We start from the raw sequence: 25,566 nt of genomic DNA on the forward strand, positions 1-25,566 counted from the left end.
TCTGATGCACAGGAAGGGATGAGAGTATAATTTCTTTAAAGTAAAGAGATTTCAATCTTTGGAGGAATCCCAATGAGTAAAAACAAAGGATTTGATGTAATAGCAGATACGCATGAGCGAGCAAATCACAATATAAATCCATATTACTGGGTTAATCGTTTGGATTCGTTTACAGTTGCCCAATGGAAAACAAACAAATATTTTGCTCCACTGCTCTTTGTTTTATACACAATTACAGTTTTGACAATATTAAACTCCTTCAGTCAAAGAGCCTTGGAAGAGGAAAAAACCTTTTGGTTATACCTGTTTGATTTTAGCGATTCATCTACAACAACGAGGTTTTCTGGAATCTTGATGCTTTCAATTATTTGGGTGATTGCAGGAATAGGAACGGTTCAATCCATCATTCAAAGGATTTATGCCCCACCTCCTGTGTCACAGCCTGAACAAAAGAAAGAAAAGAAAAAGAAACATCCTAAACGCCCCAAGAATTACAAATAGTGATTGTGTTTTCTCCTTTGTGACATAATTATTTTTGATAGCACCGGAGACATATCACATGTTTGAAGTAACCTCTGCATGGAAGTCCGCTTTTCCCGAAGCCCACGCGGGCGTGTTGGTCATGCGCGATGTCGTCAACCCTGCTCATCACCCCGAACTGGAAAAGCATAAAACAGAAATAGAAGAACGACTGCGTTCTCAATTTTCTGGGCAGGATCGGGGGGTGATGTCAAAACATCCCATTTTGCAGGCATATAACAACTATTATCGCCGCTTCAAAAAGACCTATCATGTTCAACTTCAACTTGAATCCATTGCATGGAAGGGAAAGTCGATTCCCAGTGTTTTTGCTCTGGTTGAAGCCATGTTCATGGCGGAAGTGAAGAATATATTACTAACTGCGGGGCATGATCTTGATGCCTTGCATCTACCTCTCACACTGGATGTTTCAAAAGGGACTGAAAGTTATAAGTTGTTGAGAGGAGATGAACAAATCCTAAAAGATGGCGACATGATGATCAGTGACGGAGCAGGCGTTATTTCAAGCATCCTGTATGGTCCCGATCAGCGCACGCAGATCGCGAGTGGAACACGCAATGTGGTGTTCACCGTCTACGCGCCTGCTGGAATTAGTGAGCAGGTGGTGACTCAGCATCTGCAAGATATTCAGAAATACGTGGCGGTCATTGCTTCGCAAGCGCAGGTTGGATTACTCAAGGTTTATAATTGAGATTGTCGCGCCGAATCAAATAGCATTTTCAGAGTGAAGCAATGTGAATTCTATAATCCAAACGAGACAAATAGCTTTAGATAATAGGAGCGAATCATGAGTGACACCAGCAAGAAAAATAATCTTTCCCTCGATCTTCTCACCATCATGGCGATTGGCGTGGTTTCATTCATTACCAAAAATGTTTTGCATGAGGCGTTGGGGCACGGTGGAGCATGTTTATTGGTTGGCGGCATACCCCTGGAGTTATCCTCCGCGCACTTTGACTGCGCCGTTGAATCGGTGAGCGATGCAGGCGTCCGCTTTATCGCGGCGGCAGGAACGTTGGTCAACTTTCTTTTCGTTTATATCTTCTGGCTGGCGTTCAGGAGTCCGCGGGTCAAGTCACCCACGCTGCGTTATTTTTTCTGGCTCGCCATGAGCGGGAACTTCTTCGTCGCGGCTGGCTATCCGTTATTTTCTGGGATCATCGGCGTGGGCGATTGGATGGATGTTGTGCAAGGCTGGCAGCCCGTTTGGCTATGGAGATTGCTTCTCACTATCACTGGATTGATTCTATATCTGATGGGAGTCTGGTTTGCTCTGCGTGAGATGAAGACCCTCATCGGTTCACACCCCGCTGAGAGGCTAGTGCGTGCTTTCAAGTTGACTCTCTTCCCCTACCTTGCCGGTGCTACTGTTTCATCCCTGGGCGCGTTCTTCAACCCCATTGGCACATTCGTTGTGCTCACCTCTGCGGCTGCGGCCTTTGGCGGCAATTCCGCCCTGGCATGGATGTCTCAACTGCTGAAAACGAAATGGTTCCCCGAAACATCCGATCAGTTCGTAGTTATTGAGCGCAACTGGGTCTGGATCATTGCCGCAGCGATTCTCGCGCTATTTCACATTTTCGTTCTGGGGCCCAGCCTACAGTTCAAATGATTTGCCATGCTATACTTAAGTAAATTTTATTGTTACAGAAAGGACTTTATTAACCATGGAAGAACGAACCGGCGAAGCATTTGAACTTGAGGAAAAGTTAACTATCATAGGCGGGAAACTTCAACCCGGCATGAGCGCCCCTTTCTTTACATTGGACTCGCTCAGCCCAACCGAAGGAATGCGGCAAATCAAGTTGTCTGATTCTGCGGGACAAGTCCGCTTGCTTAATATCATCAACTCATTGGATACAACTGTCTGTCATGTCGAGACCCAACGATGGGAAAAGATCCGCGCTGACCTGCCCTCGGATGTGGTTGTCTACACTGTTAGTATGGATCTGCCCTTTGCACAGTTGCGCTGGCAAACCAGCGAGAATGTCAGCCATGAGATGCTATCATCCCACCGTGAGGAGAAATTTGGTATTGATTACGGTGTGCTCATCAAGGAATGGCGATTGCTTCAACGCGCAGTCATCGTGATTGATGGGAACGATAAGATCGTCCACGTTGAATATGTTCCCGATCAAATGGCCGAACCAAATTATGACAGCACCGTAAGCGCAGTGAAACAAGCAGCCTCCAAAAAATAATTACATCACAGTTTTTCACCTGGCGTATTTTATTGTTGGAGAGCTGCCATGAAGGACAAACTGTTAATCTGGTTGATCGTAGCGGGGTTGGTGATCGCCTATCTGGGAATCAAATATGAAAACCTAATCGTGATCGGTCTCTTCCTCGGCGGCGCGGATGGCGAGTGTATAATATGAATTGTGTGTTATTTGAATCCCGGAGGGAAATATGACCAATGATAGACGCCAACTCTGGTTCCGCTGGATAAGTGCCAATGCACTTGGTGAACTGTTCGGCCTGGGTCTAACCTTTGTTATCACAGGCTTTGCATTCTCAATATTGGATAACCAGCAAACCGTCATGAGCATTTTGCTGGCCTTCATTTTTGCGGTGACCAGCGGTATGGTGGAAGCCACCATTGTTGGGCTAGCTCAATGGTGGGCCATGCATCCAAGCTTCCCGATGATCGATAAGTTTGCCTGGTGGCGCGGAACGCTGATCGGTGCAATGATCGCCTATGTGCTGGGATATTTACCATCTACATTGATGAACATGAGCGAAGTAACCGCTTCATCATCCGCACCTGTAGTTGAACCACCACAATGGGTCGTTCTCCTGCTTGCGGCTGGGATGGGAGCAGTTGGCGGGGCAGTGTTGTCATTTGCGCAGTGGCTGGCCATGCGTGGCAAAGTAAAACGCGCAGGGATATGGATTCCCGCCAACATGCTGGCCTGGCTTTTCGGAATGCCCCTTATTTTCTGGGGCATGGATCTCGCGTTCAAAATGTCCGCACTATGGCAGTCGATATTATTGATGGCGGGCATATTGTTGTTGACAGGTGCAATGGTCGGCGCAATTCATGGCGGGTTTCTTGTATCGCTCGCGAAACAAACAGGACATTCTAGTGGTGTAACATGAAAAATGGAAAATGTCCCAAATGCAATTCAACCAACGTCTACTTCAAGGAATATGCGCTAAATAATGTCACTTTGGATGGAAGAGGTGTCGATTACGTAGACTACATCTGTACTGATTTCGGATATTTTGAAACATATATTACCGATAAAGATGCTTTGAGTAAAATCCCCAAACTCGCGGAAAAACTTGGGGATTGGAAGAAGGCAGGGTTGACCTCTTGAAAGACGAACATACATCCATCATTGGCGCATGGAGACTCGTATCGTTTGAATTCCGCAAGGGTGATGGCGAGGTCATTTACCCGTTTGGGGCTCAGGCGCGCGGGTCTTTCATTTATACAGAATCAAGCCGCTTCGCCGCGCAATTGATGCGCAAGGATCGTCCCCGCTTCGTTTCCAAAGATCAGATGACAGGCACGGCCGCGGAGATCGAAGCCAGTTACAAAGGATGTATCTCTTATTTTGGAACATACGAGGTGGATGAAAAGGAGGGCGTCATCATCCATTATGTTGAAGGCTCTCTCTTTCCCAACATGGAGAGCACCGAACAAGTGCGATATTTCGAGCTTTCCGAAAACCGTTTGCAGTTGAAAACTCCGCCTACAAATTGGGGCGGTGAAAAAGCAGTCGGCATTTTGTTGTGGGAGCGGATCGGTTAATCTATCCCCCCGTTTTCCAAAATATTCTTCAACTCTTCCCAGTCTGTAAGGTGCGCATCGGCATCGTCTGTTGCCGTCAATGAGTTATTGTATAAAATGCTGAATAAGCCTGCCTCGCGTGCGGCGCGTGTAGTGCGGCGGATATCATCTATCATCACGCATTTCGATGGATTTGATTCGCCCGCGATCTTCATCGCGATCTCAAACGACTCAGGCATCGGTTTGCAATACGGGGCCACAGTATTCACATCCACAATGCTGGGGAAAAGATCATCGAGCTCGAGCGCAGTCAACACTCTTTTAGCGTGGGCCATGTCTGCGTTTGTAAAGATCAAGTTGCGTGTCGGCAGCGAAGCGATGATAGAGCGCAGAGTCGGATTGGGCGTGAGGTAATCCTTCAGCGGCAGGTCATGCACATAGGCCAGGAAATCATCGGTATCGATGTTGTGGTTGGCCTGCAGGCCGCGCATGGTTGTGCCGTATTGCATAAAATATTTTTCGCGCAAAATGGGAATTTCATTTTCAGGAATATCCAGGTATTCGCGCATGTAATCGTTCATGCGCCCTTTGATGGCCGTCCATAGATTCGTGCTGGATGGATATAGTGTGTCGTCAAGGTCGAAGAAAATGGTTGTGAATCGCATGAGGAGATTATAAGATACCCGCTCGCAAATCGCGCCTCCATTTGAAAAAAAGCGCAATTTGCGAGCGTCATGGGTATAATCGCGCCATGCCTATTCGATTGCTGTCATCTGAAGTATCCTCTCAAATTGCCGCTGGTGAAGTGGTGGAACGTCCCGCTTCAGTCGTGAAAGAACTGCTTGAAAATTCACTGGATGCAGGTGCGAAGAATATTTCGATCACGATCATGGACTCTGGCCGCACGTTAATCGAAGTTGCGGATGATGGATTTGGGATTCCCATGGACGAATTGGAACTAGCCGCTTCGCGTCATGCGACCTCGAAGCTGGTTCAGTCCGAAGACCTGTTCCACATCTCGACCCTGGGCTTCCGAGGCGAAGCATTGGCATCGATCAGCTCTGTTTCGCATTTTACAATTACATCGCGGGTGGAATCAGCAAAAGAAGGCGCACGCCTGAAAGTGGATGGCGGCATATCTGGCAAAGCCGAAAAAGTTGGTGCACCCGTAGGCACTGTGGTGCGCGTGGAAGATTTATTTTATAACGTACCTGCGCGTTTGAAATTTTTGAAAACAGATGTGACTGAAAGACGCGTGATTGATGCGCTCGTAACACGCTATGCTCTGGCTTACCCAAATGTACGTTTCAAGGTAATGGATGGCAAGCAAGCCACCTTGCAAACCGCAGGTGATGGTGACCGCCGTGCTATTCTTGCTGCGTTATATGGTGTGGATGTTGCCAAGCAAATGCTGGAAGTAATGACAACCGAAGAGGGTTTATCGCTATTGGGTTTTATCAGCCCCACATCATTGACACGCTCTAATCGAAAAGAAATTACTTTCTTCGTCAACGGGCGTTGGGTGCAGGAATTCTCATTGACCACTGCCTTGTTGCAGGCCTATCACACCCTGTTGATGGTGGGACGTTATCCGCTTACGGCTTTGTTCCTGGAGATCGCGCCTGAAGATGTGGATGTAAATGTGCATCCCACCAAGGCGGAGGTACGCTTCAAAAGCCAAGATAAGATTTTTAGCTTCGTGCAACGCTCCGCACGCAAGGCATTGTTGGCTTATACCCCTGTACCTTCTGTCTCACCGCAGTTATGGGGATCGCGTTCGGTTCCAGTGGAAAGAGAAGTAGGTATTGATTGGACGATTGCGCATGATGAGTCAGTGGGCAGTGATGAATCGGAAAGCGTAAATCGTAAATCGGAAATCGGGAATCCGCTCCTTGCCAGTGTTCCTCTTTTAAGATTAATCGGCCAGATCGGTTCAACCTATATCGTCGCTGAAGGCCCCGATGGACTTTATTTGATCGACCAACATGCCGCGCATGAACGCGTCTTGTTTGAAAGATTGATGGCTCAGCATGAAACCAAGAACATCCCTGCCCAGTCTTTGCTTTCTCCTGAAGTAGTCACCCTGCCGCCGCAATCCGCCAAGATGCTGACCGAACAATTGCCATTCCTGAATCATTTCGGCTTTGAAGTGGAAGAGTTCGGCACGAATACATTTCAGGTGCGTGCCATGCCTGTCTTATTTTCAGGCGGCGACCCAGCCTCCGCGCTGCGTGCACTAGTGGAAGATTTTGAAGAGGATGAAACACCGTTGCAGGCGGAGGTTGAAGCGAAACTTGCAGCACGTGTCTGCAAGCGGCTGGCTGTAAAAGGCGGCCAGACCCTCACCAGTGATGAACAGCGAAGTCTGCTAAATGACCTTGAAGCCTGTCAATCCCCGCGCACCTGTCCGCATGGCCGCCCGACAATGATTCACCTGTCTGTGGATATGCTCGAGCGTCAATTTGGCAGAAAAGGTGCGCGATAATTTCTTTGAGTAACCAAAGTACAAATGGGTGGCTTCTAAATTTGTAAGGTTTGGGGAAATCCCAAGTGCATACGCTACAATTACAATATGCGAAAATTGGCAGAGATCATTTCAACACAGGATATGGGCATAATATTTGAAAATATTCATGCCATGATCGCGCTTGTGAAAAATGACGGCACGCTGGTCTCTTGGAACCCTGCTTTTGAAGCATGTTCAGAATCATTTTCCCCAGCCTCAAATCTGAGTGACTTCTTCTCCGACAAAGATCAGATCCCCTTAATATTGAATAAAAATTCAATTGAACGTTCGAGCATGGAATTTCCCGCGGGCGGCAATGGATCGACGTCAGTTTGCGATTGTCTTTTCCTTCCCATAGCAGATGGGAAGGTGCTGTTTATTGCCGAACGCACCGAATCAGAATCAGCGCTTCGGAAAATGATCGAACAGTTAAGCAGGCGGGTGAAGTTATTCCAGATCGAAAGCGAATTCACCAAAAAAATCGCCCGAAACAAACAGATCGAAATGGAAGCGGTGATGGTGCAGGCCAGCGAGGTTGCGCAAGTAGACCCGCTTACCTTTCTTCTCAACCGCCGTATGATCATCAGGGAACTTCAGCATGAGGTCATGCGTGCCGAGCGATATAAGACCATGCTCTCCATTTCAGTTGTGGATGTGGATAATTTCAAAGCCGTAAATGACACATACGGACATGCGGTGGGGGATGAAGTCTTAAGGCAGGTAGCCTATCAATTGCGCGATAGTATCCGTCATCCTGATCTTGCGGGGCGATATGGCGGCGAGGAATTTCTGCTCCTGTTGGCAAACTCTGACGAGCACGCCGCCGCAGAGCAGGCCAACCGTTTATGCAGGCAGATAAGAGACACTGTTGTGCGCGTGAATGGTCATTCCATAAAGGTCACGCTTAGCATTGGTGTCGCACAATTGCATCATGGAGTGGATACGTGGGATACCCTGCTCAACCGCGCAGACAACGCCATGTATGAAGCTAAGAACAATGGACGTGATGGCTGGACAATTGCGAAATAAAACCCTCACCCTGCCCTCTCCCACAGGGAGAGGGGAAAGTCGCACCAGCGAAAAAGTACGACAAACGGGGTGAGGGAAATGGTTTCACAGGGATAGCAACGCCGCGGTTAACTTTCAAAAACTTCACGAAAAGCGGATGTTATTTTTTCTTTCACATCTTCCATCGCAGGTGCGGGGTTGATCAGATCTGCAAGTGAAACGACAGGCTCGCTTAATCCACAAGCGATGATGCCTTCCCAATATTCCATATCCGGGTTCACATTCAACGCAAATCCGTGACGTGAGATACCGCGCGCATCCACCTTCACACCGATGGCCGCAAGCTTGGCAGGCTTTTCTTTATCTTCAGGCTTGCAACGTGGACAGCGTGAATGCACATCTGGCTGAACCCACACCCCGGTCAAACCGGACCGTTGGCCTGCCGCGATCCCGAACTGCATGATTGCCCTTATCAGCATTTTCTCCAACTTGCGAATATATCCTACGTAATCAGCTTGAGGGATATGGGCGGAGTCCGAAGTCTCCAGACTTCGGACTCCGCCCAAAGGCAGTAACGGATAGCCCACCAACTGTCCTGGCCCATGATAGGTGACGTCACCGCCGCGATCCACCCAGTGAATAGATATACCTTTTTGCCTTAACTGTTCCTCACCCCACAATAGATTCTCTGCCTTGCCTCTTCTTCCAAATGTATAAACGTGGGGATGTTCAAGCAAAAGCAAAGTTGGCGGACGTTTTCCCTCCGCAATTTCAGCTGCGTATTCATCCTGTAACTTCCAGGCGCGTTCGTATTCGATGAGTCCTAAATCTTCAACAATAAGGTTGTTCATAGCTCTTTACGCATTACGTATTTCGTAATACGTGAGTCATTCAAATATCCTTCGATACAGATCTGATTCCAGCAATCCATTCGGATCACAGCGCTTTTTCAATTTCTTGAATTTATCAACTGTTTCTTTTCCATAAAATGCGAGCGCGGTTTCTGCTGTGGTTTCGCTGTTTTTTGCGAAATAGAACCTGCCACCATTGGCAAGCACAATCTTGTCGAAATCTTGCAGCATCACCCGCAGTTTTGCGCGGCTGCCTTCGGTCACTTTGAAATCCATGGCAAGCGAAAAACCATCCAGGGCGTGGGTGAGCAGGAATTTATCGGGGCGGTGTCTTTTGGTGACACCAAGGTACGAGGGGAGTCCACGCTTTTTGGTGAGAGCCAGCATCTCGGTCCAGGCTTGAAGCGCAGTTTCCTTTGGCAGGAAGGATTGGTACTGAATCAATCCACCACGCCCGGCTGCACGCTCCCAGTTCGGAACATAATCCAGTAAAAAGTGAAAGGCCGCGTGAGGTTGACGAAATGTGTGTCTGCGTAAGCTGGCGATATATTTCGCTGTGTTCACTCCCCACCAACCGATATCGTTCACAAAGGGGGTCATGAAATAATGCAGTAGCGATTTTGGCATCACGCCGAACAGACGGCCAGGCAGGTTTTGATTTTCAAGCCGCATGGTCTCTTGCGGATTTGGATCATCGCCTTCATGCAGATAGTTGGTGGCATGAATTTGTCCGTGACCAATCGTGATCGTATCGAGCCAGCCGACAATGTAATCATAATTCGGCACGTTCTCTTCCATCAACGAAAGGTGTTCCTTTAAAGCGCGCGTGGGCCATGCGTGTACTTCGAGCAACCCTGAATACACTTTTTTCATTTGTGAAGTGATCGAAGTGAAAATACCGAGCATTCCTAACCCGCTGATCATCGCATGGAACAGATCGCCGTTCTTTTTGGGAGAGCATGTGATCTCGGCGCCCGTTGGCAAAACGGCAGTGAACTCGATCACGTGTTCGCCAATGGGACCCATCTTGAAATTATTTTTACCATGAATGTTTGCAGCCAGGCATCCGCCCAATGTGGTCTTCATGGTCCCCGAAACAACAGGCGGCCACCAGCCCTCGGGTTCGACTTTTTTCCAAAGCTGTTCCAATGTGACGCCGGGCTCGCATCGCACCACGCCGTTTGTTGAATCCCATTCGACGATTTGGTTCATGGCTGACATATCCAGCACGACCCCGCCGCCGTTCAAGGATGCGTCATTGTAGCTTCGCCCCGCTCCTCGCGCAGCAACGGTGAGTTCCATCTTCTTTGCGAAGCGAAAGGCCTCAAAAATATCTTCAGAGGTTTTTGGTTGAATGAGATAGGATGGCGCGCTGAGCGAATGTCCAAAGTTTTCGAGTCGAGTGAATGTTTTTTGCATGGTGATTTGGGAGCGAAACCCTAAAGGTTTTCCCCTTTCGGGGACTTCGCAAGACCTTTAGGGTTTATAAATTAGAACGACATTCGGCGGAAGATCACCGACGGCACATGTTGAATGACGAGCATGATCCAGCGCCAAATGGATGCGGTGTAGATGAGTTGTTTGCGTTTGCGCATGGCTTTGTAAATATCGTCCGCGGCTTTTTCGGTGGTGATCGCAAAGGGAGTTGCACCTTGCGCAGCTTTGAGCATCTCGGTTTTTACAAAGCCAGGTTTGACCGTTAACACGTTCACGCCATGACGTGTGAGTCTGTTGCGAAGCGCTTCGAGATAGGTGGCCAGCCCGGCTTTGGAAGTGTTGTAGCCGGGATTGCCGATGCGTCCTCGGTCCCCTGCCACGGAGCCGATGCCGACGATCTGCCCCGCCTTTGCATTTTGGAACATCTCTGCTACAGGAGTGAGCCATGCCATTGCGCCGATCAGGTTGACTTCAACCATTTTGCGGTCATTTTCAAAGTTATATTGATCAGCACTGCCGGGCGGGTAGTTGATGCCAGCCATGAAGACGATCAAATCCAAGCCGCCAAGATCAGCAACGATCTTGCGTAGCAAGACAGGGACTTCATCATAATTCGCCACGTCGTGCACATAAGCCAGGGCGCGGGTTTCATTTAATGTGGAGTTGATCTCATTACAAAGTGTATTTAGTTTATCTTTTCTGCGAGCGATCAAGGCCAGGGTATATCCCTCTTTTGACAATTTTTGAGCGAGGACAGCGCCTATGCCCTCAGATGCGCCAACGATGATCCCGCGTCGGCGTGGATTCAATGGAGTTGCAGGAGTAGGTTTGGGTGAGTCAGACACGAGGAGCCTCATAAAAATTTTGTGGATGTCATTCTAACACAGTCCATTTGTTGACGAAAACGGGCACTGTAACCCATCAATCTCTGTGTATAATGGAGGAAGTTGCAGCGTGCCGCATACATTTTAAACATGCGTAATGAAACCAGAAGCATGATGTTTACTCGTAATTGTGCGGCAAACGAAGTGTTGTTCCGAACAAGGGCATGATCCAAAGGGTGATATGACAAACGAAAATGAAGACCGGAACGATGTGTTCCATCGTGCCTGGGAAATCATTAACCAGGATACTTCCATCCCGCCTGAAGAAAAAGAGGGGATCTTGAAACTAATTCAGGTCTTGATTGAAGTTGCCGAAGCCTCACCTTTCCCACGAGATAAAAATAATCAAATAAGAACTTTCACCCAGGAGATCATTTCCAAGCATTCCCTGATGGTCAGGCTCAAACAACAGGCTGACGAACTCGATGCCCTGAAAAGCATCGGCGTGAATTTGACCTCCAGCCTGGATCTGCAGACCGTGCTTGATACAGTGGTAGCCGAGGCGATGAGATTGATAAAGAACGCACGCTCGGCTCACATTTATTTATATTCACACGGAACCCTGGATTTTGGAGCCTCATTAAGTAATGATGGCGTGAAGAATAAAGCCTTTTCTGTGCCAAGGCCGAACGGCCTTACCTATTCCGTGGCAAACAACGGTGAGCGCATCATTGTGGAGGATATCCTTCATCATCCGCTTTATCAGGATGCCCCGTCTGATTGGGGTGGTTCCATCATAGGCGTCCCGCTTAAATTCAACAACTCTATTGTGGGTGTCATGAATCTCTCAAGAATCATTACGGGAGGCTTTACAAATGCTGAACTGCGCCTGATCGGCTTGTTATCTGACCAGGCCGCCGTGGCAATCTCGAATGCGAGTCTGCATAAAGGCGTTACTGAGATGGCCAACACAGATAGCGTCACCGGCCTGCCCAACCGCCGCGCATTGGATGAACGCCTGCAGGAGGAATTGCGTTATGCCAAACGTATGAATTCAAATTTCTCAGTTGTGATGATGGACCTGGATGGGTTCAAGAATGTGAACGACACCCTGGGTCATGGTATGGGAGACGATGTACTGCGCTCCGTGTTCAATTACCTGGCAGAGAAGATGCGGGCAACAGATTTTCTCGCCCGTTATGGCGGTGATGAATTGACCCTGATCATGCGTGATAGCGGCCTGGATGTGGCTGAGATCGTAACCAATAAGATCATTGAATTGATGAAGAAATATTCCTTCCCGCTTCCGGGAGGTAAATCCATTCGGTTGGGCATCACTGCCGGTATTGCGGTCTATCCGATGCACTCGCATAATTCCACCGATTTATTACGCGCCGCAGATGCAGCCTTATATCACGCGAAAAAACATTATCGCGGTTTATTTGTTATTGCAAAGGGAGCAACAGGGCCGCTGGATCCGTTGAGTATCCCAAGCTCGCACAAAGATTGAAACTAAACTGCTGCGCCGTGGTCTTAATCAGCATGTTGGTTTCAAACACCTGCAGAAATTTTCCTTGTAACCAAAAGAACTAACGCGGGGTTATATTCTCATCAACCCAAATTCAGGAGCCGATATGCCCCGTAAAGTAAAACTTATTCTCAACCCCGTAGCCGATATGGGACGCGCCTGGATGGTTGCCAATGACCTGCGCCCCATTGCGCGGGAGTTCAAAGGCGAAATCACATGGAGTGGAACAGTTTACCCGACTCATGCAGTGGAACTTGCCAAGCAAGCCGCTGAGGAAGGCTATGACCTGGTCATTGCAATGGGCGGAGACGGCACTGCCCACGAAGTAATGAATGGTCTCATGCAGGTTCCTGAAAACAAACGCCCGATGATGGGCATCGTCCCCATCGGCTCAGGCAATGACTTTGCCTACTCCATGGGCATCACACAAAAATCCGCTCGTGCCCTCGAACATGCACTCAAAGCGGAAAACGTGCAGGCTGTGGATATTGGCTTGATGACCGATGAACACGGACACACGGAATATTTCGATAACACCCTTGGTATTGGTTTTGACGCGGTAGTTACCATCCGCTCGCATAAACTGCCCATTGTCAAAGGCTTTCTCATGTATCTCACGGCAGTCATTCAGACCATCATTCTCAACCATAACCCCGCCAAAGTAAAAATAGAAACGGATTCTGAAACATGGGAAGGCAGCACTCTTATGGTCACCCTGTGTAACGGTCCACGTGAGGGCGGCGGCTTTATGCTTTCGCCAGATTCAAAAAACGATGACAATAAAATGGAATATGTGATCGTGAACAAGGTTTCACGCGCCATGATGTTCCGTCTCGTGCCTGAATTCATGAAAGGCACACATATGCGATTTAAACAGATCAGCATGGGAGAATTCAAAAAATTCACGCTCTCCTCCGACCTCCCGCTTTACATCCATGCGGATGGCGAAATATTTACAAGTTTCGGGAGCAATCTCAAAAAAGTAAGTTTTGAAATACTTCCAAAGGCATTGAAAGTTGTGCGAGGTTAAAACAAAAATCGGCTGAAGCAAATTCAGCCGATTTTTGTTATTGAAGGCTTATCCCAAAAGACGCGCCGATGCCATCATGATGATCGCAATGAACATAAAGATGAGATTACCCTTCGTGGACATGGATTGCCTGCTGACCAGCGCCTGCATCGCAGACATTTGCTCGGCAGTGGGTTTTCCTTGAATCTGCGCACCCATAGCCGCCAAGGCCTTGTTAGTATTGCCAAGGATAATCCCAAATACAAATGCCAGGATACCAGCTGCGGCTCCAACCCCAAAACCAATGCCTGTTGGGGTACTCATCCAACCGGATTGGAACCAACTCGAATCGATTCCATATAAGATCGAGCCTGCCAACACGGTGATACCGCCAGTGGCCATCATAAATGCGGAAAAACGGGTTTTCGTTATCAGATGTGCAGCGAATTGTTTTCCTGCTTCGCCGGTGGCGTTCATGGTGGGAGCGACAAATAAGCTCAACGCGATTGCGCCGCCTGCCCAAAGGATTCCCGCAACAATATGCAGGATACGTAAGATCAAAAATACTAAAGTCATTGTTTATCTCCTTTATCAATAAAAACCCTGAAATGCAAAATCGCTACGCAGGATGTTACAGTGTATCGCGTAATTTAGTAAACAGTATATTCGTTTTTAGCCCCAATCTTCAAAGATGTGTTTACTTAATTGGGTTACAAGCGATAGAATCCAGCCATGCCCACCTTTGAGCAAAGCCTTCAGAAAGCTGATCTGGGACATCTCCGCATCATCGCCGGGTTCTGGGAGATTGAATTGGAATCCAATGACCTGAATTCCGCACTCGAAGAACTCTCCGCTTCTCTTCTGGATCTGGAAGCTGTTACCGAAATAATTGACATTCTCCCCCCTGATGCACGCTCCGCGTTGAATGCCCTCGTCGATTCCAATGGCAAAATGGAGTGGGTAATCTTCGCCCGCAAATACGGTGATATCCGTGAAATGGGCGAGGCCAAACGAGACCGTGAACGTCCGCATCTGAAACCAGCTTCAACTTCCGAAATGCTTTTTTATCGCGGCTTGCTCGCCAAGGCATTCTTTGACTCAGGCAAAGGTGCACAGGAATTTGCATACATTCCCGATGATTTGTTGGAGATTATTGCGGAGGAGATGAAAGAAGAAAGAGGAAAGAACTCCAGTGAACCACTAGGCCGCCCGGCAACGCCTGTTGAAAAAGCTCATGAAATTCCTGCCACCGATCACATCCTTGATGACGCAACCACCTATCTTGCTGCCTTACGCGCAGGTAGGCCAAATTGGCAATTTGACCCACAACTGACTGCTTTATTAACCGCCGCAAAACTTGTCAAGAAAGATGTTCCTCAGGCCGAAGCGGTGAAAAAATTCCTCGAAGCCTCCCGCCCCGAAGCATTGGAGATGCTCTTCAACACCTGGCTGACTTCGCAGACTTTCGATGAACTGCGATTGATGCCTGGCATTATCTGCGAGGGCGAGTGGAAGAATCAGCCGCTAGTCACCCGCGAATTTCTGATGGATTTGATCAACTCGATTCCGCAAAACAAATGGTGGAGTCTGCCCGCGTTTCTACGCACAATCAAAGAAAAATTTCCTGATTTCCAAAGACCCGCTGGTGACTACGACTCGTGGTTCATCAAACGCGAATCCGATGGGCAGTATCTGCGCGGCTTCGCCTATTGGGATTTGGTGGACGGCGCGCTCGTGAAATATTTTATTCAAGTGTTGCATTGGCTGGGCGTGGTTGACCTTGCAAGCGCCGAGGAGGGGAAGGAATTTACTGCGTTTCGCTTGACGTTAGACGTTCAAAGTTCAACGTCGAACGTCAATGGAAAAATAAACGTCTCTTCAAATGGCAGAATCACCGTTTCACGGTATTTCTCCCGCGCGGTGCGCTATCAAATTTCGCGATTCTGCGAATGGGATGACCAGAAGAATGATGATTATATTTACACCGTCAGTGCACAATCTTTGAAGCGAGCGGGGGAGCAGGGATTGAAGGCTGAACAATTGCTTGCATTATTGGTGAAGTACACAAATGGCAACGTACCACCCCCGATGGTGAAAGCACTCAAACGTTGGGAGGCGCATGGCACAGAGGCCCGGGTGGAGAGTCTGCTTGTGCTAAGGGTCAGCAGGCCGGAGGTTATGGAAGAGATGCGCAGCTCGAAGGCGGGGAAATTCCTGGGCGAGTTATTAAGCCCGACGGCAGTAATTGTCAAAAGCGGAGCCATTGAAAAAGTGATGGCAGCCTTAGCAGAGTTGGGTCTGCTGGCGGAAGTGAAAGAGTAAATGGAAGTCACGCTGAAATTGTGACTTCCATTTTTTGTTTAGTCGCTATAATAATTTTATGAATACCCGGTGGTCGAGACTTCGTCGAGACCACCCATAAATAGTAAATATGAAATTGAAATATGTGGTCTCGACACCGCACTGCACAGAACGCAGTGGGTGCAGTGTATGCCTTCGGCTGTCGCCTCAGGCTACTCGACCACCATTTGAAACTAAAAGGAGCCTCCATGTCTAAAACAGATTGGATCCAGCAAGAGATCGATGGTCTGAAATCGCAGGGACTGTATAACAATATCCGCACGATTGGTTCGCCGCAGGGTGCATGGCTGATCGTGGATGGAAAAAAGGTTTTGAATTTTTGCTCGAACAATTATTTGGGGCTGGCGAATCATCCCGCCTTGATCGCCGCCGCGAAGAAATCTTTGGATGAAATGGGTGTGGGCCCTGCCGCTGTCCGCTCGATTGCAGGGACAATGACCCTGCACGTTGAGTTGGAAAAACGGCTGGCCGAGTTCAAAGGCGTGGAAGCGGCGATCACGTTTCAATCTGGCTTTACCGCCAACCTTGCAACTGTGCCAGCCTTGGTTGGAAAAGAAGATGTGATTTTTTCAGATAAATTGAATCACGCATCTATTATTGATGGCTGTCGTTTGTCTGGTGCGAAGATCATTGCGTACGAACATAATGATGTGAAATCGCTTGAGGAACAGATCAAGGCGAATTTGAGTCAGTATCGCCGCGCGTTGATCATCACAGACGGCGTCTTCAGCATGGACGGTGATATCGCCCCGCTGCCCGATATATACGAAGTGGCGAAGAAGTACGATATTCTTTTGATGGTGGACGATGCGCATGGTGAAGGTGTGCTTGGCAAAGGCGGGCGCGGCATTGTGGATCACTTCGGCCTGCATGGCAAAGTGGATGTGGAAGTTGGCACGATGTCCAAGGCCTTTGGCGTGGTGGGCGGAATGGTTGCGGGCAAATCGGTCATCATTGAGTGGCTGCGTCAGCGTGGACGCCCGTTCCTGTTCTCGTCTGCGGTCACTGTCCCAGATGCGGCGGCTTGTCTTGCAGCAGTGGACCTGCTCGAAGACTCCACGCAACTTGTGGATAAACTTTGGGACAATGCCAAATACTTCAAAACTGAAATGAAGAATCTCGGTTTCAACACGGGCGTGAGCGAAACACCCATCACCCCGGTCATGCTCGGTGAAGCGCCGCTTGCGCAGCAATTCAGCCGTGAGTTATTTGAAGCGGGCGTATTCGCGATGTCGATCGGCTTCCCGACTGTGCCGCAGGGCAAAGCCAGGATCAGAGTCATGATCTCTGCTGCACATGCGAAGGATGATCTTGATAAAGGTTTGGAAGCGTTCAAGAGTGTGGGGAAGAAGTTGGGTGTGATCTAAAATATTTTGATCCACAGATTGCGCAGATTTGGCAGATTCAAAACCAAATCTGCGCAATCTTTTTAATCTGCGGATGAATTTTCTTTCCTCTTTCTTCTATTCTTCCTCCCTTTCATCATCAAACTTTCAATCCACGCGGCCATCGGTTCAGGAGGCGGATAATTTTGAATCGCAAACTCATCCAATCCATGCGCACGTAATATGAGGTTAGCGACTTCCATGCCTGTTACGCAGGCGCGCTCCAAGAAGAAGGATGGGGTTTCATGGCGTACCCAATCACCCGCACAAAATAAATTTTCCCATGGCGTTTCAATACCAAGATGTGTGCCGCGTGCACCCAACGCGGGCAGGGTGTGCGTATCCGCGTTGCGCTGCAAATGCGGCGCGATCAAATGTCCCTTCAATTCGGGGAAGGCGCGCTGCACATCCCTGATGACGTTGGTAATCAACAGTGCATCAGGCTGTGCTAGCACCTCACGCGGGCCATACACATGCGTTTCAATGCAAGCGCCGCCTGTTTCTTCATGCCATTTTTTATATGAGTCATAAATTCGTTCGAGCCAGAAAAAATTATGCATCACAAAATCGCCGCTGAAGATTCCCGCTTCGGGCGCCTTGCGCGGCGAGGTGTCGAACCACAGACGGATGACGGCGTGGCCGAGTCCGTGCGGGAAGAAGTAGGGGCTGGGTTGCCCAGCACTATCAGCGAAGAAACTGTTCTTGATAATCGAATCGGCTGCCGGTGAGTCTGAAGCGAGAATGAGGAATGGAGCATGGTCAGCGCCTGAGAGTCCATCCTGTTCCCAATGTGCGATCCAATCCCCATCCTTTTCCATTCGCTCAGCTCGCTTCACCCTGGACTTGAACCTGATCTCGCCTCCGAGTTCCAGAACCTTCGCTGACAGTTTTTCGCAGACATCACCGCCGCCGTTTGGAAAATATTCAAACGACCAGGCATCGCGGCGCATGAGGGTGTAAAAACGCAGGAAGGCCAGAAAACCCGCGAGCGGAACCTGGTCGGGGTCGGTGGAAAGCCCATTGCGTGTGAGACCAAAAAATAATGACCGAAATGCCGGCCCCCATTTTTGAAGCGCCTTGCCGAAGGTATGCCCCTCAAGTGGTTGGTTTTCCATGAAGGGATCGATGCCAATGGCCATCACCAGCACAGACCATACATTGAAAATGGACAGCAGGTCGCGCAGGGTTAACATGCCCCAAAAGCGCGGCGAAAGAAAAAGCTGGATGTAATGAAATGGCGCGGGGATGAGGCTGTTACGAATCACGTTGCCAATTGGTGCTCGGCGGATGGAGTCTCCCACGCGATAAATCCACTGCTCGTCGCGCGCACGCACGAGTTGTGAAATCACATCATGCCGCCGAAGCATAGACTTGAGGTTGAGATACGAAGACCATATTCCATGCACACCATGCTCGGAGGGAAAACTCCAATTCTTGATTTTGATTTCTTGCTTGCCTGAAAGCCGCCCGCCCACGTGTTCATCTGCTTCGAGGATAAGCGGCTTTAATCCACGTTCGGCCAGGTGAAGAGCGGCCGTTAATCCCGCAATTCCGCCGCCGATGATGATGGCATCGTAGTGTTTGTCCATTGGATTGATTATATATGAGACAATCAGATCCATCCGCAGATTTAGCAGATTTCACCGATTTTTTTCAATCTGCAAAATCTGCGCAATCTGTGGATTGCTCTATGCGGGATATGGTAAAATCTCGCACGCACTCCTGAAAAGCATCAGGATGATATGGAGGGATGGCCGAGCGGCTGAAGGCGCATGTCTTGAAAACATGTTTGGGTCACACCAACGTGGGTTCGAATCCCACTCCCTCCGCCAGCCGATTTACGATTTTTAGATTTACGATTGACGATTGATGAAGTAAAATCGTAAATCTAAAATCGGCAATCGTAAATTGATTTGGGGAGGTGCCAGAGTGGCTGAATGGGCTCGCCTGCTAAGTGAGTGCTGGGTAAAACCAGTCGAGGGTTCGAATCCCTCCCTCTCCGCTAGCGAAAACGTACTCGATCTTCGGGTACGTTTTTGTTTTGCAGTCGTGTGCCCCCATTGAGGGGATATTATTCGAATCCCTCCCTCTCCGCTAGCAAAGACATGTTCCGAAAGGGGCATGTTTTTGTTTTGCAGTCGCGTGCCCCATTGAGGGGTATTAAAGAGGTTCTTCAACCTTCCACAGGCGAGACGACCACTCGGTTTTTTCCAGTCTGTTTGGCAGAATACATTGCCTTATCAGATGCGCGCAGCGTCAGTGTGCCTGTGTTTCCATGTTTTGGAAAAGCTGCCACACCAATAGACAGGGTGAGAATGCCAAGATCCCTTCCATCATGGCTTAGTTGGAGGCTGGATGCCCCTTTACATAAACGTTCAGCGCATTGCTGGGCAGATTCAAGCGGGGTCATCGGCATTAACAGTGTGAATTCATCGCCGCCAAACCGGCAGGCGATATCGTCTGTCCGCGTGCTGGCTTGAATTAACCTGGCCACCTTTTGTAAAGTCAGGTCGCCTGCTTCGTGCCCGAACGTGTCATTGAATTTTTTGAAGTCATCGATCTCGATCATCAAAATGCTCAAGGGATGCTGGTGACGTTCCGCCCGGCGCGTTTCGCGTTCCAGCATGTCGTTCAGGTATCCGCGGTTGAAAAGGCCGGTAAGGGGGTCGTGAATTGCCTGCTCATGCAATTGTGCATGGAGCGATTCAATTTCATTAAGCTGGGTCTGTAATCGTTCGTTGGCCTGTTTGCGTTCGGTGATATCCTGAAAAGTAAGGATGCGCCCGCTAAACTCGCCTTCCCGCTTCTTAAGCGGCATCGTATGGACGTCAACGTGCCTGAGCTCTCCACTCGGCATAACAACTTTGATTTCCTGATTGATCGCTTCCATCTTCACCTGTAGATGAGGGCCGGGTTTGAGGCGTGCAAAAGCGATTTTTGATTCCTGGCCGATGACGGAGTTATCAACCTGCAACAGTTCTTTGGCGGAGGGATTAATATCCACGAGGCGGTTCTTGGCATCCAGGACGACCACCCCTACAGGTATGGTTTCCACAAGGGTTGTACGCGCCAGCGGAATAATATCCAGCCAGCGGTATCGGAAAATTGCAAAGGCAAAGAGTCCGCTGGTGAGGACGAGGGCATGAGGGGTGAAATCGAATCCTTTGAGAGGACTGATACCCAAAATATCGGGAACATTCACAATGAATGGAATGAACAGAGCGATGAGGATCGTGATAGATTGCTGTCTCTTGATATGGTTTGCAGTAAAGATCGAACGGATCAGAAAATAATATGTAACCAATGAGATGCCCTGCAATGTCAATATGATGGGCGCGAAGAGGATACCGTGCTTCCTATAAAGTACCTCAAGCGGGCCGACGTGTTCCACGGTAAAGTCGTATAACAGCAGGTCGCGATAGGGCGTAGTCCATATGAGCAAAGTGGATACAAGAGGGAGAAGCAATAATAGTGCCAGGCGTGTGCGTGTGAGCAGGTGCTTGAGTTCAAGGTGCTCAAATACGATTAGCAAAAAGACCAGCGGACCAAAACTGGCTGCGGTCCAACCGATTTGCGTGCACAGGATTTTTATTTGTATATCGCTGGAAGCCATATCTATGCCATAAGCCAGCGCCCAAACAAAACCAAGCAGAAAGAGCAGTATCAATGGTTTGGCGGCTGGCTCATTCCTGCGCACCCACGCATAAGAAGCCACGAGCAATTGAAGCATGGCCGAAAACAAAAGGGTATAAACGACTATTTCGCGCATGTGGAAACTTCCTCTTGAAATAACACTGAAACGATGTCTTGGAGGTGAAGCCGGTATGCGCACGCCTCCGCCCGCATGGAAATATATCACCCCCGAATTTAATTTGGGAAGTGAATTCTTTTCCTCTTAAAAACAAACTCAAATTGCTTATTGCGCCGTCCTCGGCGGCGTGAGCATATCCATGATCCGCATCCCATATTCCTCTTAAAAACAAACTCACCCACGAAGCTAATCGGGGTGAGTCATTTGTATGTGTAGTGACGACTATTTCGCAGTGATGAACACGATCAGCGCTTCGATCTCTGAGTCGCTTAGCCCCAATGTTGGCATCATGGTTTCAGGTTTGACCGCAGACGGATCCTTCAACCACAGCCGCAGGTATTCGGGGCTGGATGTATAGCTGGTCAGGTTCGGGCCAATGTCAACACCAAATTCACGCACGCCGTTGGTTTTGCTATGCGAGTGACAGATTAAACAACCCTTTGCGATGAATAGATCACGGCCTAATTCGACTTGCGATTCAGCAGATGTAGGAATCACTTCCTGCGCTTCCGACTCCGCCCTGGGTTGACCAGCCGCCGAGGCGAATCCAAATCCGCTGATGAGGAGCCCGATCAACACCAACGCCGTAGCCCAGCGGACTTTTCGCTGCAAAGCCAGCAATCCGCCTATTACACCAAGCAGACCAAGTCCTCCTGCAACTAATGGTAATGAAGTAGGTGTTGCATTCATCGGTTCATTTGCAAGCGGAGCTGCATCCACAACAGTCAGGGGCGGCATAGCCTGATTGACCGTGAATGCCTCAATCGACCAATCCCATTCCCCGGTCTCAGGTAGGGTAAGCTCAGCCACGTAATGACCAACATCGCCTTCTTCACGAGCTAAAACTTTCACAGATTCAAGCGAACCTGCAAGCCGAGCCGTGATCACCGGTGACAAGTCCGTCATCGGCGTAACACCATGCTGACGCACCACAAATCCGATTTCAAGCGGCTGGTTGGCACTCACTTGCCCGGGTAATTCGTCAAGGGTTATAACTGCCCATCCGCCCGCCAAGGCTGGAACTGCAAAAGCCAGGGCAAGCAGGAGGGTTAACCCTATTGCAAATATTCTTCGTTTCATTTCTACCTCCAAATGTTTTAATTGGTTCTATTCAGGACTTTTGCTTTACGGAGTCCAAAGTCTCCTGACTTTGGCAAACTCGGAACGCGAAGAGTCACACTCCAAGAAAAGTCCTTCTATTAAAACTACACCGCCCATTTCAGACTGGTTCCCACCGTAATAAACATGTCGCTGCGAGCGGGTTTATCGCGAAGCAGTCTCCTCGCTAAAAGAAGGAGATTGCTTCGGGCGAAGAACAGAAGCGCCCTCGCAACGACATATTGTTATGGCGTTTCCAAAGACTCCGCAACACGAACAGCCTCCTCCAAGATTAGATCGGTTTCGAGGCGGTAGGTGATTTCGTTGTCTTCCCAGATCAACACGTGACCGTCGATCAGGCGGGTAAAGTCGACTTCTCCATTCGAGAGCAGTAGCGGATAGGGACCGGTTGTCCACACGGCGCGTTGACCGTGGACTATTGTCTCCTCGATCACGGTAGGTTGATATTTATCAATTGTCCAACTGCCCGCTTCGATGATGTGCAGGCTCATTTCAATATGATCGGGCTGTTGTGGATCAAGCCAGATGAGGATCACCATCCAGCCACCTGCATCCTGGAGGAACACGCGGTCAGGTGCGCCAAGGTCTGATGGATAGGTTGGCAGGGGGATTGGGAAATCAACTATATTCTGCGCCTCTTCCAGAGTTGTTTCACCAGCCATCTCTTCCAAAAGCGGAATCAAAGAAGAGGGGGGCGATGCAGGTGTGGCGGTGAGTGGAAATTGATTTGTGGGATCAGGTGCTACCTCAGGCGCGGGGAGGATGCGGACGATACCGATGCGGATGAATTCCAACACTGCGGCGCGCACAGGTGGGACGAACATCAAACCTGTCAGCAGGACGACGATGATGATCAATACCCATGCAAGTTGTCGGTTGCGGCGCGGAGGAGTCAGCGGAGTGCGCAAACGACTCATAACCGCGTCTGCAATCGGCGGCGTGGGCGGATACTTGAATTCCTTGGCGAGAGCCTGTAAGCGAGTTTCAAAAGGCTCGGTCATATTTGATGTCCTTCGGATAAAACTGGAAATTCGGTCTTGATAACGGCCCGCAGGCGATTGACCGCGCGGTTCAAACGCGATTTGACCGTGCCCTCAGCCACATCCAATGCCTGGGCAGCCTCGGCAGTTGACAGGTCCAAAAAGAAGCGCAGATAAATCACTTGCTGATCGTCGTCGTTTAATCGTCGCACGGCTTTCCAAAGTTGATCGGCGTCCAGATCCTGAAGAGTATGTTCTTCCACATCATCATCTGATTCAGGAGGTTCGGCGCGGAAGGAGCGCGTGAGGGCGGCGAGGTAACGCGCGGCGGAGCGATGACGGTTGCGGGCAAGATTGGCGGCAATACTTAACAACCACGGACGCAAAGGCCGCGTTGTATCGAAGCGCTTCAGGTTGTGATAGGCGCGTAAAAAGGTTTCCTGAGTGATGTCATCGGCATCGTCGGGGTCACCCAGAAAGAGATAGGCGAAACGAAAGACAGGTTCCTGGTGAGCCAGCATGAGCGGCTCCCATGCGGACGCTTCACCTTGTGCTGCGCGCTGGATGAGGGTGGATTCGTCCAAATGATTCTCGCGAGAGGCTTTCTATAATATATACACCCTTGAAAGAATAATGGTTCCTGTATTTGCCCCTTGAAAGTGTCACCCTGAGCCGTTCTGTGGCGAAGGGTCTCTACTCTCGAAAGTACGAGACTCTCACCTGCACCGAACGCAGGTACGGTGTCGCTCGCGGAGAACGCTCCCTCACATCGTCCCGACACTTGCACCGATCGCAAGTGCGGTGTGTCCTTCGGGAGGGTGACACAGTATTAAACTTCATAAACGAAATTGACTACTTTTTCACTCTTCCCACCCGTGGACCGGTAAAACTCAACCGCATGTTCATCTTCTTCATGAGCCAATACAAAAAACTCTTTGATCCCGTTCTTAATACAATGTTCTTTCAAGCTCTGAATTAATCCTTTCCCGATCCCCATTCTTTGATACTCTGATCTAACCGCCATGTCATAGAGAAAGACCTCGGAATAGTCCGAATAAACCATGGGCAGTTCGTAGGCGGTCAACCCTCCCAACACTTCGTTTTCAGAAATAGCGACGATTGCAATAAAATCACTACGACCAAGCAATCTCAGCAAGTGTGCTTCGTGCCCGATCTTGGGCTCTTCTTCAAAGACGATATTGAACAGGTCGATCAGTGCATTGAATGTGGACAGGTCTTCTTTTGTGAGATGCTTAATTTCGAGTTTTTTGAGATTCATGTCGATTACCTAATTATTCCCCTTGAAAATGTACTAAAGATCACGTTGTGTTGGGCAGCACTACTTTGGAGTGAAAAAGACCAGCTGCTCGTCACGGCCAATCTGAAAGAACTGATACTATCGATTCAATAGGTTCTGCGCGAACAATTTCAGATTCAGGCTTCCACTTTACCTGAATTCCTGCTAGTCGATATGCAAACTTTGACTCAGGTGTACGCTCAATAGATAGAATCGGGCCACCACTCATCCCAACTATGTTGTCAATTTTGAAATCTATCAAATCGGGAAATCTGATAATCTGTCCATAAAATGCTTTGCGGTTGTCCCAAAATGGATCGTCACCTGCGTCTGCTGGTGGACGAACGGGCTGTAATGGAAGGCATGCCACATCTGTCTTGATCGACCTAAGAACCTTGTTTCCCTCAGCAGGTGTTTCTTTGAAATCATTCCAGATTCTTGGATAGCCGATGACATAGTAACCTTCTGGAGTGGCTTGTTTTAGATTTTTCCAGATTATCTCATTCATCACAGTTAACTGTTTGTTAGCCAATATATTATGTTTTTCCAATAAGGGTAATGCAATGGCACCAAAGTCTAGTCCCATCGATGTCCAGGATTTCATTCTTAATTGTGGCACGGTTACGGGAACCGATTCGGCTCCAGGAACATCGTAACCATCCAGCCACCGCATCACTGACAACAAAAAATCGGGAGAATTAAGCGCCGCAGTTATGTTGTCGATAACATGTCCTGCGGTAAGCCAGAGGAGCTCATCATTATGATCAAGCAAGAAACCTGTAAAGAGAAAGTATTGAAACTTTCCTTTCGTAGATCCACCAAACAAAAGACCAACAATGTGAGTCTTGAAATGCTTTACCAGTGCATCCACAGTCGATGCGCGTTGCCACCAATCTGGAGGCAAATTGCGGACTTGGTCTTCAATGCTTTCTGACATAGTGCCTTCAATTAATGTTTATCGAAGAATTTTCTGGTGCTCAGATGCTGCACAACGAGACTGTCGAAAAACCCCTAGTTCGAAAAATGTTCTTAAAAATCTCCCACAACAGACTAAAAAATTGCCAAAATGTTGCCAAAGTGTTGTGCGGAACACCAAAAACCAGACGCCTTTCAGCGTTTCTGTCCCACTTTTCAAAAATTATTTTTGAAAAGTGACTTTTTCGACAGTCTCAAC

General features: G+C 48.9%; 26 protein-coding genes and 2 tRNA genes. 16 read left to right on the top strand and 12 right to left on the bottom strand.

Translation table 11 applies throughout. The annotated features are described in order from the left end of the window. The first annotated feature begins 72 nt into the window (after positions 1 to 72). From AC14M5_RS03535 to AC14M5_RS03570, 8 genes are all read left to right on the top strand, one after another. Positions 73 to 501, top strand: a complete 429-nt coding sequence (locus AC14M5_RS03535; protein WP_484028252.1) for a hypothetical protein — start codon at positions 73 to 75, stop codon at positions 499 to 501. Between the two features lie 58 nt (positions 502 to 559). Then, on the top strand, positions 560 to 1,231 hold the full coding sequence (locus tag AC14M5_RS03540) for a hypothetical protein (protein ID WP_484028253.1): 672 nt from the start codon (positions 560 to 562) through the stop codon (positions 1,229 to 1,231). 96 nt (positions 1,232 to 1,327) lie between these two features. After that, positions 1,328 to 2,152 (top strand): hypothetical protein, encoded by an 825-nt coding sequence (locus AC14M5_RS03545; protein WP_484028254.1) that lies wholly within the window; start codon positions 1,328 to 1,330, stop codon positions 2,150 to 2,152. A 55-nt stretch (positions 2,153 to 2,207) separates the two neighbouring features. Next, entirely contained in the window at positions 2,208 to 2,741 is a 534-nt protein-coding gene (gene tpx / locus AC14M5_RS03550; protein WP_484028255.1) for a thiol peroxidase, read from the top strand. A gap of 48 nt (positions 2,742 to 2,789) precedes the next feature. Beyond that, a complete protein-coding gene (locus AC14M5_RS03555; protein WP_484028256.1) occupies positions 2,790 to 2,918 on the top strand; it encodes a hypothetical protein in 129 nt (42 codons plus the stop codon). Positions 2,919 to 2,949: 31 nt separating this feature from the next. Next, positions 2,950 to 3,639 carry a hypothetical protein gene (locus AC14M5_RS03560; RefSeq protein ID WP_484028257.1) on the top strand — a complete coding sequence of 230 codons (690 nt, stop codon included), beginning with the start codon at positions 2,950 to 2,952 and terminating at the stop codon, positions 3,637 to 3,639. Further along, positions 3,636 to 3,860, top strand: coding sequence for a hypothetical protein (locus AC14M5_RS03565; protein WP_484028258.1), 225 nt, complete (start codon positions 3,636 to 3,638; stop codon positions 3,858 to 3,860). The genes AC14M5_RS03560 and AC14M5_RS03565 overlap by 4 nt, the downstream gene beginning before the upstream one ends. Beyond that, positions 3,857 to 4,297, top strand: coding sequence for a lipocalin-like domain-containing protein (locus AC14M5_RS03570; protein ID WP_484028259.1), 441 nt, complete (start codon positions 3,857 to 3,859; stop codon positions 4,295 to 4,297). The genes AC14M5_RS03565 and AC14M5_RS03570 overlap by 4 nt, the downstream gene beginning before the upstream one ends. On the opposite strand, the gene AC14M5_RS03575 is transcribed toward AC14M5_RS03570, so the two are convergent. Then, positions 4,294 to 4,941 (bottom strand): pyrimidine 5'-nucleotidase, encoded by a 648-nt coding sequence (locus AC14M5_RS03575; RefSeq protein ID WP_484028260.1) that lies wholly within the window; start codon positions 4,939 to 4,941, stop codon positions 4,294 to 4,296. The genes AC14M5_RS03570 and AC14M5_RS03575 overlap by 4 nt on opposite strands. An 86-nt stretch (positions 4,942 to 5,027) precedes the next feature. Between AC14M5_RS03575 and mutL the strand changes: the two genes are divergently transcribed. Then, positions 5,028 to 6,761 carry a DNA mismatch repair endonuclease MutL gene (gene mutL, locus AC14M5_RS03580; protein ID WP_484028261.1) on the top strand — a complete coding sequence of 578 codons (1,734 nt, stop codon included), beginning with the start codon at positions 5,028 to 5,030 and terminating at the stop codon, positions 6,759 to 6,761. Between the two features lie 87 nt (positions 6,762 to 6,848). After that, positions 6,849 to 7,811: a GGDEF domain-containing protein gene (locus AC14M5_RS03585; protein ID WP_484028262.1), complete on the top strand. Its 963-nt coding sequence runs from the start codon at positions 6,849 to 6,851 to the stop codon at positions 7,809 to 7,811. Between the two features lie 107 nt (positions 7,812 to 7,918). On the opposite strand, the gene lipB is transcribed toward AC14M5_RS03585, so the two are convergent. The 3 genes from lipB to AC14M5_RS03600 all read right to left on the bottom strand — a co-directional run bounded on the left by lipB (position 7,919) and on the right by AC14M5_RS03600 (position 10,923). After that, the gene (gene lipB / locus AC14M5_RS03590; RefSeq protein ID WP_484028263.1) at positions 7,919 to 8,641 is read right to left on the bottom strand and encodes a lipoyl(octanoyl) transferase LipB; all 723 of its coding nucleotides are present in this window, start codon (positions 8,639 to 8,641) and stop codon (positions 7,919 to 7,921) included. 36 nt (positions 8,642 to 8,677) lie between these two features. Continuing rightward, on the bottom strand, positions 8,678 to 10,060 hold the full coding sequence (locus tag AC14M5_RS03595) for an FAD-binding oxidoreductase (protein ID WP_484028264.1): 1,383 nt from the start codon (positions 10,058 to 10,060) through the stop codon (positions 8,678 to 8,680). Between the two features lie 71 nt (positions 10,061 to 10,131). Continuing rightward, positions 10,132 to 10,923: an SDR family NAD(P)-dependent oxidoreductase gene (locus AC14M5_RS03600; RefSeq protein WP_484028265.1), complete on the bottom strand. Its 792-nt coding sequence runs from the start codon at positions 10,921 to 10,923 to the stop codon at positions 10,132 to 10,134. A gap of 220 nt (positions 10,924 to 11,143) precedes the next feature. Between AC14M5_RS03600 and AC14M5_RS03605 the strand changes: the two genes are divergently transcribed. Both AC14M5_RS03605 and AC14M5_RS03610 read left to right on the top strand, forming a co-directional pair. Beyond that, a complete protein-coding gene (locus AC14M5_RS03605) occupies positions 11,144 to 12,412 on the top strand; it encodes a sensor domain-containing diguanylate cyclase (protein ID WP_484028266.1) in 1,269 nt (422 codons plus the stop codon). A gap of 124 nt (positions 12,413 to 12,536) precedes the next feature. Then, complete coding sequence (locus AC14M5_RS03610) at positions 12,537 to 13,460, top strand: diacylglycerol/lipid kinase family protein (protein WP_484028267.1); 924 nt, start codon at positions 12,537 to 12,539, stop codon at positions 13,458 to 13,460. A 48-nt stretch (positions 13,461 to 13,508) separates the two neighbouring features. Here the strand turns inward: AC14M5_RS03610 and AC14M5_RS03615 are convergent, their stop codons facing one another. After that, on the bottom strand, positions 13,509 to 14,015 hold the full coding sequence (locus AC14M5_RS03615) for a hypothetical protein (RefSeq protein ID WP_484028268.1): 507 nt from the start codon (positions 14,013 to 14,015) through the stop codon (positions 13,509 to 13,511). A gap of 156 nt (positions 14,016 to 14,171) precedes the next feature. Here AC14M5_RS03615 and AC14M5_RS03620 point away from each other — a divergent pair, with 156 nt between their 5' ends. Together AC14M5_RS03620 and AC14M5_RS03625 are read left to right on the top strand one after the other, a co-directional pair. Continuing rightward, entirely contained in the window at positions 14,172 to 15,761 is a 1,590-nt protein-coding gene (locus tag AC14M5_RS03620; RefSeq protein ID WP_484028269.1) for a helicase-associated domain-containing protein, read from the top strand. A 227-nt stretch (positions 15,762 to 15,988) separates the two neighbouring features. Then, entirely contained in the window at positions 15,989 to 17,167 is a 1,179-nt protein-coding gene (locus AC14M5_RS03625; protein WP_484028270.1) for a glycine C-acetyltransferase, read from the top strand. Between the two features lie 62 nt (positions 17,168 to 17,229). Here AC14M5_RS03625 and AC14M5_RS03630 read toward each other — a convergent pair whose 3' ends face one another. Continuing rightward, positions 17,230 to 18,774, bottom strand: coding sequence for an FAD-dependent oxidoreductase (locus AC14M5_RS03630; protein WP_484028271.1), 1,545 nt, complete (start codon positions 18,772 to 18,774; stop codon positions 17,230 to 17,232). Between the two features lie 155 nt (positions 18,775 to 18,929). On the opposite strand from AC14M5_RS03630, the gene AC14M5_RS03635 reads away from it, so the two are divergent. Continuing rightward, a tRNA-Ser gene (locus AC14M5_RS03635) sits at positions 18,930 to 19,017 on the top strand. An 83-nt stretch (positions 19,018 to 19,100) separates the two neighbouring features. Beyond that, positions 19,101 to 19,187, top strand: a tRNA-Ser gene (locus tag AC14M5_RS03640). A 171-nt stretch (positions 19,188 to 19,358) separates the two neighbouring features. Here AC14M5_RS03640 and AC14M5_RS03645 read toward each other — a convergent pair. From AC14M5_RS03645 to AC14M5_RS03670, 6 genes are all read right to left on the bottom strand, one after another. Beyond that, positions 19,359 to 20,954 (bottom strand): sensor domain-containing diguanylate cyclase, encoded by a 1,596-nt coding sequence (locus tag AC14M5_RS03645; RefSeq protein ID WP_484028272.1) that lies wholly within the window; start codon positions 20,952 to 20,954, stop codon positions 19,359 to 19,361. Between the two features lie 264 nt (positions 20,955 to 21,218). Continuing rightward, entirely contained in the window at positions 21,219 to 22,076 is an 858-nt protein-coding gene (locus AC14M5_RS03650; RefSeq protein WP_484028273.1) for a c-type cytochrome, read from the bottom strand. A gap of 263 nt (positions 22,077 to 22,339) precedes the next feature. Further along, the gene (locus AC14M5_RS03655) at positions 22,340 to 23,116 is read right to left on the bottom strand and encodes a hypothetical protein (RefSeq protein WP_484028274.1); all 777 of its coding nucleotides are present in this window, start codon (positions 23,114 to 23,116) and stop codon (positions 22,340 to 22,342) included. After that, the gene (locus AC14M5_RS03660) at positions 23,113 to 23,679 is read right to left on the bottom strand and encodes an RNA polymerase sigma factor (RefSeq protein WP_484028275.1); all 567 of its coding nucleotides are present in this window, start codon (positions 23,677 to 23,679) and stop codon (positions 23,113 to 23,115) included. Before AC14M5_RS03660 ends, AC14M5_RS03655 begins: the two co-directional genes overlap by 4 nt. A gap of 245 nt (positions 23,680 to 23,924) precedes the next feature. Further along, a complete protein-coding gene (locus tag AC14M5_RS03665; RefSeq protein WP_484028276.1) occupies positions 23,925 to 24,374 on the bottom strand; it encodes an N-acetyltransferase family protein in 450 nt (149 codons plus the stop codon). Positions 24,375 to 24,465: 91 nt separating this feature from the next. After that, positions 24,466 to 25,329 carry a hypothetical protein gene (locus AC14M5_RS03670; protein ID WP_484028277.1) on the bottom strand — a complete coding sequence of 288 codons (864 nt, stop codon included), beginning with the start codon at positions 25,327 to 25,329 and terminating at the stop codon, positions 24,466 to 24,468. Positions 25,330 to 25,566 lie beyond the last annotated feature (237 nt).

This window comes from Candidatus Villigracilis sp., assembly GCF_057083605.1.

Bases quoted from the DNA above. Each gene is read 5' to 3' on its own strand.
- AC14M5_RS03535 (WP_484028252.1), top strand. From the start codon at position 73: ATGAGTAAAAACAAAGGATTTGATGTAATAGCAGATACGCATGAGCGA.
- AC14M5_RS03620 (WP_484028269.1), top strand. From the start codon at position 14,172: ATGCCCACCTTTGAGCAAAGCCTTCAGAAAGCTGATCTGGGACATCTC.
- lipB (WP_484028263.1), bottom strand. From the start codon at position 8,641: ATGAACAACCTTATTGTTGAAGATTTAGGACTCATCGAATACGAACGC.
- AC14M5_RS03630 (WP_484028271.1), bottom strand. From the start codon at position 18,774: ATGGACAAACACTACGATGCCATCATCATCGGCGGCGGAATTGCGGGA.
- AC14M5_RS03575 (WP_484028260.1), bottom strand. From the start codon at position 4,941: ATGCGATTCACAACCATTTTCTTCGACCTTGACGACACACTATATCCA.
- AC14M5_RS03560 (WP_484028257.1), top strand. From the start codon at position 2,950: ATGACCAATGATAGACGCCAACTCTGGTTCCGCTGGATAAGTGCCAAT.
- AC14M5_RS03540 (WP_484028253.1), top strand. From the start codon at position 560: ATGTTTGAAGTAACCTCTGCATGGAAGTCCGCTTTTCCCGAAGCCCAC.
- tpx (WP_484028255.1), top strand. From the start codon at position 2,208: ATGGAAGAACGAACCGGCGAAGCATTTGAACTTGAGGAAAAGTTAACT.
- AC14M5_RS03615 (WP_484028268.1), bottom strand. From the start codon at position 14,015: ATGACTTTAGTATTTTTGATCTTACGTATCCTGCATATTGTTGCGGGA.
- AC14M5_RS03665 (WP_484028276.1), bottom strand. From the start codon at position 24,374: ATGAATCTCAAAAAACTCGAAATTAAGCATCTCACAAAAGAAGACCTG.
- AC14M5_RS03585 (WP_484028262.1), top strand. From the start codon at position 6,849: ATGCGAAAATTGGCAGAGATCATTTCAACACAGGATATGGGCATAATA.
- AC14M5_RS03610 (WP_484028267.1), top strand. From the start codon at position 12,537: ATGCCCCGTAAAGTAAAACTTATTCTCAACCCCGTAGCCGATATGGGA.
- AC14M5_RS03625 (WP_484028270.1), top strand. From the start codon at position 15,989: ATGTCTAAAACAGATTGGATCCAGCAAGAGATCGATGGTCTGAAATCG.
- mutL (WP_484028261.1), top strand. From the start codon at position 5,028: ATGCCTATTCGATTGCTGTCATCTGAAGTATCCTCTCAAATTGCCGCT.
- AC14M5_RS03555 (WP_484028256.1), top strand. From the start codon at position 2,790: ATGAAGGACAAACTGTTAATCTGGTTGATCGTAGCGGGGTTGGTGATC.
- AC14M5_RS03650 (WP_484028273.1), bottom strand. From the start codon at position 22,076: ATGAAACGAAGAATATTTGCAATAGGGTTAACCCTCCTGCTTGCCCTG.
- AC14M5_RS03670 (WP_484028277.1), bottom strand. From the start codon at position 25,329: ATGTCAGAAAGCATTGAAGACCAAGTCCGCAATTTGCCTCCAGATTGG.
- AC14M5_RS03605 (WP_484028266.1), top strand. From the start codon at position 11,144: ATGACAAACGAAAATGAAGACCGGAACGATGTGTTCCATCGTGCCTGG.
- AC14M5_RS03645 (WP_484028272.1), bottom strand. From the start codon at position 20,954: ATGCGCGAAATAGTCGTTTATACCCTTTTGTTTTCGGCCATGCTTCAA.
- AC14M5_RS03655 (WP_484028274.1), bottom strand. From the start codon at position 23,116: ATGACCGAGCCTTTTGAAACTCGCTTACAGGCTCTCGCCAAGGAATTC.
- AC14M5_RS03545 (WP_484028254.1), top strand. From the start codon at position 1,328: ATGAGTGACACCAGCAAGAAAAATAATCTTTCCCTCGATCTTCTCACC.
- AC14M5_RS03565 (WP_484028258.1), top strand. From the start codon at position 3,636: ATGAAAAATGGAAAATGTCCCAAATGCAATTCAACCAACGTCTACTTC.
- AC14M5_RS03595 (WP_484028264.1), bottom strand. From the start codon at position 10,060: ATGCAAAAAACATTCACTCGACTCGAAAACTTTGGACATTCGCTCAGC.